We start from the raw sequence: 12,423 nt of genomic DNA, 5'->3' as shown, positions 1-12,423 counted from the left end.
GGAACGCCCCCCGGGGGGGGGGTTCGGTCGGTGGCGAGTGGGTCAGACCGCCACGACGGCGGCGGCCTTGGACTCCAGGTCGTCCAGGGCGGCCAGGTAGCGCTCGGCGTCCAGGGCGGCGGAGCAACCGGTGCCGGCCGCGGTGATGGCCTGGCGGTAGGTGTGGTCCACGACGTCGCCGGCGCCGAACACGCCCTCGATGTTGGTCCGGGTCGACGGGGACTCGACCTTGAGGTAGCCCTCGGCGTCGAGGTCCAGCTGGCCCTTGAACAGGTCGGTGCGCGGGTCGTGGCCGATCGCGATGAACAGCCCGGTGACGGCCAGCTCGCGGGTCTCGCCCGTGGTGGTGTCGCGCAGGGTGACGCCGGTCAGCTTCGGGTCGCCGTGGATGGCCTCGACCGCGCTGTCCCACTCGAAGCGGATCTTCGGGTCGGCGAAGGCGCGCTCCTGCATCGCCTTGGAGGCGCGCAGGGTGTCCCGGCGGTGGATGATCGTGACGCTCTTGGCGAAGCGGGAGAGGAAGGTCGCCTCCTCCAGGGCGGTGTCGCCGCCGCCCACCACCGCGATGTCCTGGTCGCGGAAGAAGAAGCCGTCGCAGGTCGCGCACCAGGAGACGCCGCGGCCGGAGAGCTTGTCCTCGTTCGGCAGGCCCAGCTTGCGGTGCTGGGAGCCGGTGGTGACGATCACGGCGCGGGCCTTGTGCACGTTGCCCTCGGAGTCGGTGACGGTCTTGACGTCACCGGTGAGGTCGACCGCGACGATGTCGTCCGGGACCAGCTCGGCGCCGAAGCGCTCGGCCTGCGCCCGCATGTTGTCCATCAGCTCCGGGCCCATGATGCCGTCCCGGAAGCCCGGGAAGTTCTCGACCTCGGTGGTGTTCATCAGGGCACCACCGGCGGTGACGGCCCCCTCGAACACCAGCGGCTTGAGGGAGGCACGGGCCGTGTAGAGCGCAGCCGTGTACCCGGCCGGGCCGGAACCGATGATGATCACGTTACGGACGTCGCTCACTGCTTCTCCTGGTTCGCATCGCGACCCGCGTTTGCTGCGGGGAGGGCGGTCCTGCTCCGCCGCCCGGGACAACGACTGACCAGTCTCCCGCATTCCCAGGCTGATCAGTACCAGGCGCCCGGAGTTCGGGAGCGGCGTCGCGTCCTGGGCGTCGATCGCATGGGAACGACCCAGCGGCCGGCTGGGAACCGCTGGTCAGCCCTCGGGGACGGACTGCTGCGACACGACGGGTCCGCAGTCCGGCGAGCGGAAGTAGACGTCCACGAACCCGGGCCGGCCCGGGGAGGGGTAGACCAGCACCTCGACCGGGGCTCCCCGGTAGCTGCCGCGGTCGGTGGCCAGCGGGGTGCCCGGGGCGGGCGGGGGGCAGGAGGCCGAGGGGGGCTGGACGGTCGGGGAGGCGGCGGCGGTCGGTGAGTCGGGTTGCGGCCGCAGGCCCTCCACGGGTGCCGCGGCGTCGGACTTGGCGTGCCCGGTGGCCCCCGGCCCGGGGGCGGTGCCCGCGCGTGCCAGCAGCTGCTGGATCTGGGCGGCGAGCCTGTCGTCCTGGTAGGCGGTGCCCGGACCGGCACTGCGGGGGGTGCGGGCGCTCTGCTCGGCGGCGGACGTGCTCGCCGGGGCGCCCGCCGTGATCGCGGGGCGGTCATTCGGCGTGGAGGGGGCCAGCAGCAGCGCTCCGCCGAGCCCGAGCGCTGCCAGGGCGGTGGCCGCGCCCAGCAGCAGACCGGCCCGGCGCCGCCGGCGCGGATGGGCGCGGCCGGGGCCGGTGGCCGTGGCGGGGCGGGACGGGGGCGCTGAGGGCCGCGTGGCGGGCCGCACGGACGGCCCCGGGGCGGACGCCCGGTGGGGGTCTTCGGCGGCCTTCTGGAGGCTGCGCGCGGCGTCGGCGGCGTCGGCGGCATCGTCGGGGTCGGCGACGGCAGCGGGGTCGGGGGTGCCGGCGGTGTCAGCGGAGGCGGCGGAGGCGGCGGCGTCGGCGGGCGCCTCCGCTCCGGATGCCCGGGCGGGGGTGCCGGCGTCGGTGTGGGCCGCCTCGGTGCGGGCGGTCTGGGCCAGGGCGGCGTCCAAGCGGGCGGCGACGTCGGCGGGCATCGGCTCGGGTGCGAGGGCGCCGAGCAGCGACTGCACCTCGCCCAGCGCATCGACGGTCGCCCGGCAGTCGGCGCAGCCGTCCAGGTGCCGGTGCAGGGCCTCGGCGGCCGCGGCGGGCTCGACCAGCCCCTCGGCGAGGTCGGCGAGCTCCTCCACGGAGGGGTGGGGCCCGGCGGGACGGCGGGAGGAGAGGTGGGCGGTCACGTGCTCGCGTCTCCTTCCAGCGTCGTCCGACCGGTGGTCGGGCCTGTCCCTGTGACGGTGCGGGGCCCCGTCGGGTTCCCCCGGGCGTCGGGGGGCGGCGGTGGGGCCGCGTCGGTGCTGCCCGTGGTCTCCGCCGCGGGCCCCGTTCCGGCGGGTGTCCCGCGTGCCGGCGCCTCCCGCGTGGGGGCCGGCCGCGCGGTGGCGGTAGCGGGTGTCCGGCGGTCCGGCGCTCCGCCCTCCGGTGTCCCGCGGTCCGGTGTTCCTCGGTCCGGTGTTCCTCGGTCCGGTGTTCGGCGGACCGGCGTTCCTCGGTCCGGTGTTCCTCGGACCGGCGCTGCGCGATCCGGTGTTCCACGTGGAACACCGGTGCCGCCGTCCGCCTCGCGCAGGTGCCGGACCAGGGGCAGCAGCCGGGCCCGCCCGCGTGCGCAGCGGCTCTTGACGGTGCCCACCGGGACGCCCAGCAGCTCGGCGGCCTCGGCGACCGGGTAGCCCTGCATGTCGACCAGGACCAGTGCGGCCCGCTGCTCGGGGGGCAGTTCGGCGAGCGCCGCGGTGACCTCGCGGTGCACCTCGGCGCGGACCACCGGGGAGTCGGCCGGCTCGGCGGGGCCGACCAGGGTGTCCAGCCGCTGGGGGTCGTCGTCCAGGGGCGTGGTGCGGCGCCCGGCGCTGCGGCGGGCGCGGTCCAGACAGGCGTTGACCATGATCCGGTGCAGCCAGGTGGTGACCGCCGAGCGCCCCTGGAAGCCCGCGGCGGCGCGGAAGGCGGAGACCAGGGCGTCCTGGAGGGCGTCCGCAGCCTCCTCGCGGTCGCCGAGGGTGCGCAGCGCCACCGCCCAGAGCCGGTCGCGGTGGCGGTTCACCAGCAGCCCGAAGGCCTCCCGGTCCCCGGCGACGTGCCGGGCGAGCAACGCCGCGTCGTCCTCCGCCACTGCCACCCCTTGCCGCTGTCGTCCGGTGTGCGAAGGGGCGCCGTCAGCCGAAGACCTTCACCTCGGCCACCTGTCCGCGCCACCTGCCTTCGGCGTCCTTATCCTTCGGCAGGCTGGTCAGCCAGATCAAGAGGTAACGCGTGTTCGTCGGGCTGCTCAGGGTGAAGTCGACCGTGGTGCCGGTCTGCCTGTCCAGCACGTTGTACGCCTCCGGCTGGGCGCCCTGCGGGCTGACGGCGGCCTGGGCGTTGGGCACCCGCAGCTCGGCGGTGGTGGTGCCGACGAACTGGACGTTCACCGAGCTGACCGCCTGGGCCGAGCCGAGGTCGATGAGCAGGCCGGTGCCGTCCTTGAGCGGTGGCTTGCTCCCGAAGGGGTCGAGGTACTGCTTGGTCGACCAGGCCGTGTTCGGGTCGCCGTCGAAGACCTTCGGCAGCAGGTAGGTGGACTCCGGGGAGTCACCCCGCGGGTTGTAGGAGAAGGCGTCCCTGATCGGGATCGGCACCGGGCTGTGGGTGCTGGCCTGCGGGCTCGGCGCGGCGCCGCTGCCGGAGGTCTGCGGAGCGGCGTGGGCGGGCCCGGTGTTGCGCAGGTTGTCGACGAACTGCCAGGAGGCGACGCCGATCGCGCCCAGCGCGACCGTCCAGGCGGTGGCCTTGATCACCCGGCGCAGCCGGCGCTTGGTGCGGCGGGAGGCGGTCGGCCGGGACGAGGCCGGCAGCGGGGCGACCTCCGGGTCGGCGACCCGGGTCGGGATGGGCGCCGTGGGCAGCGCGTGGGTGTGGTGCCGGGGCGGGGCCTGGAAGGCGGGCAGCTCGGGCTCGGGCTGGCGGATCTTGGGCATCCGGGCGATCGCCCGGACCAGCTCCTCCGGCGTGGTGATCGGCTCGGCGTGGTGCGGCGGGTGGTCGAACAGGGCCCGGGCGGCGAGCTCGGACAGCCCCTTGTGGACGCCCGCGCGGACCTGGTCCGGCGCGGCGTTCTGGAGGCCCTTCGGCAGCCCCTTGAGGTCGTAGCGGTCCTCGGGGTACGGCCAGCGGTGGGTGAGCGCCGCGAACAGCAGCGCGCCGATCGCGCGGGTGTCGGCACGCTGGGCGTCGTCGGTGGAGTCCTCGTCGGGCAGCCCGCGCAGGGCGGCGTCCACCGCGATGCCGTTGATCCGGTACTGGCCGCTGTCGGTCCGCAGCACGCAGCGCGGGGTGAGCCTCAGGTGCGCCTGGCCGCGGCGGTGGGCGGCGGCCACGGCATCGGCGACCTGGCGGACCATCTGGTAGGCCTCGTGCGGCTCCATCGGGCCGTCGGCGAGCAGCTTGGCGAGGTCGGAGGCGTGCGGGAGCCACTCCCGGACGACGTAGACCAGCTCGCCCTCCTGGACGGCGTCCAGGACCTGGACGAAGCGCGGGTCGCCGAGCAGGGCGGCGGACTTGGCGGCGGCCAGCACCTTGCGGGCGCGCTGGTGGCCGGAGGCCATCAGGTGCACGCCGACGGCCCGGCGCAGCTTCTCGTCGACGGCGCGCCAGCTGCTGAAGGTCTCGGTCTGGGAGATGCACTCCTCCAGCCGGTACCGGTGGCCGATCCGGTCGCCGCTGTGCCGCATCGGCGCCGGGAGCGTGCGCGGGAGGGTGGCGGTGTCGCGCGGGTCGACCGTGGGCTGGGGGTCGGTGGGGAGTCGCTTGGGGGCGGCAGCTTCGGGGGCGGGGGCGGGGCCGGGCTTCTTCCGGGCGGTGCCGGCGGCCAGTTCGGCGGCGATCTCCTGGACGGAGAGCGGGGCGGTGATCTCGGAGGTCTCCTCGCCGACGGCGGCCTCCCGCCCGGGGCCGTCCTGGCCGTCCTCGTCGTCGGTCCCGGGATCGTCCTCGTCGTCGGCCTCGGGGGCGTCCGCGGAGGAGGCGTCGGCGGCGTCCGCCGGGGCGGTCTTCCCGTCCCCGAGCCCGTCGATCGCCGCGGCCAGCGCGGCCTCGTCCGCCGCCGCGTCAGCTGCTGACGTGTCGACGACCGCCTTGGTGCCATCAGCCACCGTGGTCCTGCCTCCCCTTGTGTCGCCCCGGCCTGAGAGAGTCGCTGGAGCCCGCGGATTGGCGTCCTGTGCTCCAGGACAATTGTGCCCACTCTTCTCCACCGGGTACGACCGCTGAAAGGTCGGCTCGGTTGCCTACCGGTGGAGAGATGTGGTGCAGATCCGACACCGGGCCGCCACCTTGTGGGCCCGGGAGGCCCGGGCGGGGGCAGCGGCACGGCATTCGGCCGGACGGGCGGAGGCGGTGGGTCGCCCCGGTTGACGTCCGGTCAGGACGCCCGCCCGTCCGGCCGGTTGGCGCGGTGGTCAGCGACCCAGTCGGCCGCGGACCATGCCCAGCATGGCGTTCATCTCCTCGATCCGCAGGCGCTTTGCGATGAACACAAACACCACCAGCTGGAGGCCGCCGGCCAGGACCACCGACAGCACGCTGCCCGCCCAGCCGCCGAGCACCTGCTGGACCGCCAGGCTGACGCCGAGGCCGACCGCCGCGGCCGGGACGCAGGCGGCGGCCAGCCGGCTGTACGTCTTGCCGATCCGCTTGGTGTCCAGCCCGCCGATCTTCTTCTTCAGCTTCGGCACCGCCACCGTCACTCCGACGGCGTAGGCGAGGCCGTAGCCGAAGGCCATGCCGGTCACCGTCCACTGCGAGGGCAGCGCGACCCAGCAGACCAGCGAGAAGCCGGCCTGGCAGACGGCCACCCAGACGGTGTTGGAGAACGGCGTCCGGGTGTCCTCGTAGGCGTAGAAGCCGCGCAGCATGACGTACTGGGCCGAGTACGGGATCAGCCCGAGTGCGAAGGCCGAGAGCATCAGGCCGACGTTGGTCGCGTTCTCCAGGGCCTTGTCGCCGCCGCCGACCGCGTAGATCGAGCGGCCGATCGCCGGGCCGAGCGCCAGGAACAGGAAGGCCGCCGGGACGACCGCCACCGCGGTGGTGCGCAGCCCGTACGACAGGTCGTCGCGGACGGCGCCGGCGTCCTCGTCGGCCGCCGCCCGGGAGAGCCGGGGCAGCACCGCGCTCATGATCGAGACGGTGATGACGGCCTGCGGGAGCTGCCAGATCAGCAGGGCGTTGGAGAAGGCCGACAGGCCGACACCGCCGTGACCGCCCCGTTCGGCGGCGCTGCCGGCGGCGGTGGCCAGCTGGGTGATGACCAGGTACCCGGCCTGGTTGGCGAGCACGAAGAAGAAGGTCCACTTGGCCAGCCGGGCGGCCTTGCCCAGGCCGTGGCCGCGCCAGTCGAAGCGCGGCCGGAAGCGGAACTCCGCGGCCCGCAGGTACGGGATCATCGCCAGCGACTGGACCACCAGGCCGAGCAGGGTGCCCAGGCCGAGCAGCCGGACGCCCTCCGGGGAGATGTTCTCCGGGGTGACCTGGGTGCCGTCGTAGCCGCCGTAGACCCAGATGTACGCACCGAAGGTGAAGATCACCACGATGTTGTTGAGGACCGGGGTCCACATCATCGCGCCGAACCGCCCGCGGGCGTTCAGGATCTGGCCCATCACGACGTGGACGCCCATGAAGAAGATGGTCGGCAGGCAGTACCGGGCCAGCGCCACCGTGGTGTCGGCCCGGGCCGGGTTCGACATCATCGGGTGCGCGATCAGCTGCACCAGCAGGGGCGCCCCGAGCACCGCCAGGAACACCACGCCGCCGAGCCCGACCATCACCAGGGTGAGCAGCCGGCTGGCGTAGGCGGTGCCGCCGTCCTCGTCGTTCTTCATGCTGCGCACCAGCTGCGGCACGAAGACCGCGTTCAGCGCGCCGCCGCCGATCAGGATGTACAGCAGGGTCGGCAGGGTGTTCGCCGCGTTGTACGAGTCACCCATGACCGCGATGCCGATCGCACCGGCGATCACCATCGTCCGCAGGAAGCCGGTGCCCCGGGAGACCAGGGTGCCGGCCGCCATGATCGCGCTGGAGTTCAGCAGGCTGGCGACCTTGCCACCGCCCCCGCCGGAGGCCTGGGCCTGCTCCTGCGGCCGGGCCGCGGGCTCCTCGGCGTGGTCGCGGTGGTCGTCGAGCGGCTCGACCGCCGGGGGGACCGCCACGGCGGCCACCTGCATGGTGGCCTCCTCCTCGGAGAGCGGGGGGTCGAACTCGATCGGGGGGACGAACGGGCGCTGCCCCTCCGGGCCGCCGTACAGCGGCTGCCCGGGGTAGCCGCCCGCCGGCGGGTACGGCGCGGCCGGGGGCACGGGTGCGGTCGGCTGGGCCGGGGCGGGCTGGGGCACCGGCGGCTGGGCGGCCGCCTCCGCCTGGTGGCCGCCGAACAGTGCGTCCACCCCGACGTACTCGGTGGTCTCGCTGTCCCAGGCCGAGTGCGCCGGGCCCGGCGCCCACTGCGGCCCGGGCTGCTCGGCGCTCCCCCACGGGCCGCCGGCCGGGGCGGTCGGCTGCTGCTGCTGCGGCCAGGCGGCTTGCGGGGCGGCCTGGGCCGTCTGCGGGGCGGCCTGCGCCGGGGTGTCCCAGCCGGGCTGCACCGGGGGCACCGGGGGCGTGAACGGGGCCGGCGCCGGGGGCACCGGCGTCGGGTAGCCGCCGCCCTGCGGCGGAAGCTGCGGCGGCACGTCGTACGCGGTGGCCGGCGGCTGCGGCGCCGCGGGCCGGTCGGCCCGCAGGCCGTACGGGTCCTGGTCGTCCTGCGGGGTCCCGTACGCCTCGGCGGCGTACGGGTCCTGGGCGTAGGTGTCGGCCACGTACCAGTCGCCGGACGGCGACTCGGCGCCCGGCCGGCTCTCACCGCGGCCCGGCGGCCGCTCCTCGCTGCGCCCGGTCATGTCACCTCTTCGCTGTCGTGGGGGGAGGCCGGCCCGGCGTTGCGGGGGGTCGGCGGCATCAAGGACCAACCTTCTCATCACTGGCGGCCCGATCCCGGCCATCCGGGCTGCTGGCGCGCGGTGTCTGCGTGGGACCGCCCTCGGTGGTGTCCTGCTCCGGGCGTCCCGTCGGCCCTTCCTCCGGCCCCTCCCCCGGAGCCTCGGACCCGGCCTCGGCGGCGGCGCTCCCGGCGCCGTCCGGCGCGGGGCCGTCCCCGACCGGCTGGTCGCCGTCTTCGTGCGGCTGCCCGCCGCGGCGCTTGCGCTGGCGGACGAAGCGCAGCGCGGCCAGCAGCAGCAGGACCCCGGCACCGGCGAAGACGTACAGCACCCCGTTGGTCACCGAGGTGACCTCGACCGGGAAGGTCGCCGCCGGGCCGTACTTCTGCGGGTTGGGGCCGGTGGTCCAGAGCTGGGCGGTCATGGTGACCGGCCCGTTGTTGCGGGCCGCGGCCTGGAACCGCAGGGTGACGCTCTGCGAGGCCGGGATGACCAGTTCCTCCTCCTTGCTCACCGACAGCCTGTTCGGCTGGGTGGACGTGAGCACCAGCTTGAGGTTGGTGACCGTCTGGGTGAGGTCGTTGGTCACGCTGACCTGGAGCAGGCCGGTGTTCCCGGCGAGGGTGACCGCCGTCTTCTGCGGCACCTTGACGGCGTTGGTGAGGTCCGCCAGGTAGGTGGCGACGCCCTCGCGGTAGGCGTCGCCCGCGGCTCCCGTGGTCCGCCACTCGGTGGACAGCGAGCGGACCATGGCGGCGCTGAACGGGCCGCGCACCCGCTGCGGCAGGGTGAGCACCCGCATCAGGGTGTCCAGGTCGCGCTGGATCTTGTCGGTGCCGCTCAGGTCGAAGGCCGACAGTTCGCTGGCCCGGACCTGGGTCGGGTAGTCGGTCGGGGAGGGGACGGCGGTGTTGGCCTTCGGATCCGGCGCGGACTGCGCCAGGGTGTCCAGCTTCACCGGTGCCAGCCACTTGTCGCCCGCCGTCTGCAGCGCACCGGCCAGCACCTTGGCGGTGGCGGCGGACAGCTCGCGCGGGGGCATGATCAGCAGTCCGCGCTGGTTCTGCGGCTGCTCGTGGGTGATCGTGAAGGTCTCGGCGAGGAAGCGCTGGGTCGCCTCGGTCTGGTCCTTCGGGCTGGTGAGGTCCTTCTGGAAGAGCGCGGAGACCGTCTCGTCGGCGACCAGGGCGTTCTGCCCGTTGCCGATCGGGCGCACCGCGGTCGGGGTGTAGTTCACCGAGTCCGGCTCCGGCATGCTCGCGCCGTTGACCAGCACCAGCCCGCTGCCGGCCTGCCGGGCGATGCCGGTGATCTGCTGGTCGACGTAGCCCTGGTACGGCCAGGCCACGTCGGAGCGGGTGTCCGCCGACAGCCGGCCCTCGACGGTCAGCCGGCCGGCGGTGGCGGCCTTGTTCAGCGCGGTCGCCATCCCGGCCAGGTCGGCGCCGTTGTGCGCGATCGAGGCGAGGTCGGGGTCGGCGTAGGGCAGCGCGACCACCTGGTTCCCCGGCTTGGCGACGGCCGCGCGCAGCTTGTCCAGCCAGGCCGCGGCGGCGGCCGAGCCGGTGCCGGCGACGGTGTTGTCGTCCCGGGCGGGCTTGCCCGCCGCCGCGCCCGGCTTCTGCACCCGGTACTGCTTGTTGGTCATCGCGAACGCGGCGTCCAGCAGGTCCGGGTCGACCACCCAGGTGAGACCGGACAGCTTGGCGCCGGTGTCCACCAGCTCGTACAGCCGGCCGCCCGGGGCGAAGTCGGTGGCCAGGCTGTCGTCGCGCAGCACCGGAACGGTCTGGTCGTTGTCGGCGACGGTCTGCGCGGCCAGCACCGGCGCGTGCACCAGCGGCCAGAGCGCGGTGACCTTCGTCGGCTGGGCGTCGCCGCCGCCCTGGCTGTACGGCAGGTAGGTGCGGGCGACGCCCAGCATCCGGTCGTGCGGGTTGTCGGCGGTCGCGCCCCAGGCGTCGACCGCGAGCTCGTAGACGCCGCTGTCGGACAGCCCGAGGTCGCTCACCGCGACGCTCAGGGTGTACGCCTGGGTCTGGCCGGGGTTCAGCTCCGGCAGGGCGTACTGCGGGCTGTCCAGCTCCACGCCCGGGGCGTTGCGGGTGGTCATCAGCTGCAGCTCGCTGCGCCGCTGCATCGGCTTGGCGGCCGGCTTGCGGATCGCCGCGTGGGCACCCTTGAGCGCCGACTTGCCGCCGTTGGTGACGTGCCCGCTGATGGTGACGGTGCCGTTCGGAGCGGCGACCTGCGGATTCACCGACTCCATGGTCAGCACCACCGGGGAGTCGGCGGTCGCCGTGGCGTCGCCGCCGGCCGGCAGCGCCGTCGCCGGAGCCGCCGCGAACAGGGCCAGCGCGGCCCCGAAGGCGGCCGCGAGACGGCGGGCGCGGCGGCCCGGACTCCGTCCGTCGGCGGAGCCGCCCGCAGGGGGTTCGGCGGGGCCCGCGGCCCGTCCAGGCTGTCGGTGCGCCCCCAGGCCCGAGTGCCGTGCCGGCTCACTCACTCGTTTCGCCCTCGCCGTTCTCGATCGATCGCTCGCTGCTGATGCTGTCCGCCCGGCGCTGGCGCCCGGCGTTCCCCGCTCGACGTACTTCGCTTGACGTACTTCGCTGACGTACTCCGCTTGACGCTGCTCGCCGCACTGCCGCCGCGGAGGGTTCCGTCGGCTCCGGCGGCGCGCGACACCGCATCCCCGGTCCGGTGCGCGAGACTCGTCCACCGGCATGGTAACGATCCAGCCAGGCGTGCAGTGTTGCGGGCTGTGAGCTGAGACGCCCAAAACGCGCGGGCGGTTGACCTTCCGGGCCACGTACCCTTGTGAGCCGTGTCCACTGCCAATGAGTCCACCGCGCGCACCGACCGTTCCGACACCGCCGTCCAGGTCGTCCCAGGCCTGAGCGAGGCCCAGACCCTCGGGCTGCAAGAGCTGCTGCGGGTGTCGCCGGTCGCCGACGAGATCGCCCGGCGGTTCCAGGGCGCCGGTCACCGGCTGGCGCTGGTCGGCGGCTCGGTGCGGGACGCGCTGCTCGGCCGGCTGGGCAACGACCTGGACTTCACCACCGACGCCCGCCCGCAGCAGGTGCTCAAGCTGGTCAAGGGCTGGGCGGACGCGGTCTGGGACGTGGGCATCGCCTTCGGCACGGTCGGCGCCCGCAAGGACACCCCCGAGGGCTCCTTCCTGATCGAGATCACCACCTACCGCTCCGAGGCGTACGACCGCACCTCCCGCAAGCCCGAGGTCACCTACGGGGACACCATCGAGGAGGACCTGGTCCGCCGGGACTTCACGGTCAACGCGATGGCCGTCGACCTGCCGGGCCGCGGCTTCGTCGACCCGCACCACGGCCTGGAGGACCTGGAGGCCCGGGTGCTGCGGACCCCCGCCACGCCCGAGGAGTCCTTCTCCGACGACCCGCTGCGGATGATGCGGGCCGCCCGCTTCGCCGCCCAGCTGGACTTCGACCCGGCACCCGAGGTGGTCGCCGCGATGACGGCGATGGCCGAGCGGATCACCATCGTCTCGGCCGAGCGGGTGCAGGCCGAGCTGAACAAGCTGCTGCTGGCCGAGCACCCGGTGAAGGGGCTGCGGCTGCTGGTCGACACCGGCCTGGCCGAGCACGTGCTGCCCGAGCTGCCCGCGCTGCGGCTGGAGCGCGACGAGCACCACCGCCACAAGGACGTCTACGAGCACTCGCTGACCGTCCTGGAGCAGGCCATCGCGCTGGAGCAGGACGGCCCGGACCTCACCCTGCGCCTGGCCGCGCTGCTGCACGACATCGGCAAGCCGCGCACTCGGCGCTTCGAGCCGGACGGCCGGGTCTCCTTCCACCACCACGAGGTGGTCGGCGCCAAGATGACCCGCAAGCGGATGCGGGAGCTGAAGTACTCCAAGGAGCTCACCGAGGACGTCTCGCGCCTGGTCGAGCTGCACCTGCGCTTCCACGGCTACGGCGGCGGCGAGTGGACCGACTCCGCGGTGCGCCGCTACGTGACGGACGCGGGGCCGCTGCTGGAGCGCCTCCACAAGCTGACCCGCTCGGACTGCACCACCCGCAACCGCAAGAAGGCCGCCGCGCTGTCGCGCACCTACGACAGCCTGGAGGAGCGGATCGCCGAGCTGAAGGCCCAGGAGGAGCTGGACGCCGTCCGCCCCGCGCTGGACGGCAACCAGATCATGGAGCTGCTCGGGCTCAAGCCCGGCCCGCAGGTCGGCAAGGCGTACAAGCACATGCTGGAACTGCGGCTGGAGCACGGCCCGATGGAGCACGACGAGGCGGTGGCGGCGCTGCGGTCCTGGTGGGCCGCGCAGCAGGGCTGACGTCCGGTCACGACGCGAGG

At 74.4% G+C, this 12,423-nt stretch carries 7 protein-coding genes; 1 reads left to right on the top strand and 6 read right to left on the bottom strand.

From position 1 onward, the window contains the following. Window positions 1–42: 42 nt before the first annotated feature. The 6 genes from trxB to ABT247_RS25965 form a co-directional block, all read right to left on the bottom strand. Window positions 43–1,011 (bottom strand): thioredoxin-disulfide reductase, encoded by a 969-nt coding sequence (gene trxB / locus ABT247_RS25990; protein WP_350746588.1) that lies wholly within the window; start codon window positions 1,009–1,011, stop codon window positions 43–45. Between the two features lie 195 nt (window positions 1,012–1,206). Continuing rightward, window positions 1,207–2,307 carry an RsmA family anti-sigma factor gene (locus ABT247_RS25985; RefSeq protein ID WP_350746585.1) on the bottom strand — a complete coding sequence of 367 codons (1,101 nt, stop codon included), beginning with the start codon at window positions 2,305–2,307 and terminating at the stop codon, window positions 1,207–1,209. Beyond that, window positions 2,304–3,242 carry an RNA polymerase sigma factor SigM gene (sigM, locus tag ABT247_RS33665; protein WP_502892505.1) on the bottom strand — a complete coding sequence of 313 codons (939 nt, stop codon included), beginning with the start codon at window positions 3,240–3,242 and terminating at the stop codon, window positions 2,304–2,306. Before sigM ends, ABT247_RS25985 begins: the two co-directional genes overlap by 4 nt. A 43-nt stretch (window positions 3,243–3,285) precedes the next feature. Continuing rightward, window positions 3,286–5,259: a protein kinase family protein gene (locus tag ABT247_RS25975; RefSeq protein WP_350746582.1), complete on the bottom strand. Its 1,974-nt coding sequence runs from the start codon at window positions 5,257–5,259 to the stop codon at window positions 3,286–3,288. 306 nt (window positions 5,260–5,565) lie between these two features. Then, window positions 5,566–8,043 (bottom strand): murein biosynthesis integral membrane protein MurJ, encoded by a 2,478-nt coding sequence (murJ, locus tag ABT247_RS25970; RefSeq protein ID WP_350746580.1) that lies wholly within the window; start codon window positions 8,041–8,043, stop codon window positions 5,566–5,568. A gap of 58 nt (window positions 8,044–8,101) precedes the next feature. Continuing rightward, window positions 8,102–10,588: a DUF6049 family protein gene (locus ABT247_RS25965; protein WP_350746577.1), complete on the bottom strand. Its 2,487-nt coding sequence runs from the start codon at window positions 10,586–10,588 to the stop codon at window positions 8,102–8,104. Between the two features lie 390 nt (window positions 10,589–10,978). Between ABT247_RS25965 and ABT247_RS25960 the strand changes: the two genes are divergently transcribed. Beyond that, window positions 10,979–12,403, top strand: coding sequence for a CCA tRNA nucleotidyltransferase (locus ABT247_RS25960; RefSeq protein ID WP_350746592.1), 1,425 nt, complete (start codon window positions 10,979–10,981; stop codon window positions 12,401–12,403). Window positions 12,404–12,423 lie beyond the last annotated feature (20 nt).

Origin of the sequence: Kitasatospora sp. NPDC001539 (assembly GCF_040298565.1) — a bacterium.
Classification (GTDB): domain Bacteria; phylum Actinomycetota; class Actinomycetes; order Streptomycetales; family Streptomycetaceae; genus Kitasatospora.
This window is presented reverse-complemented; position numbering and strand designations above follow the sequence as displayed.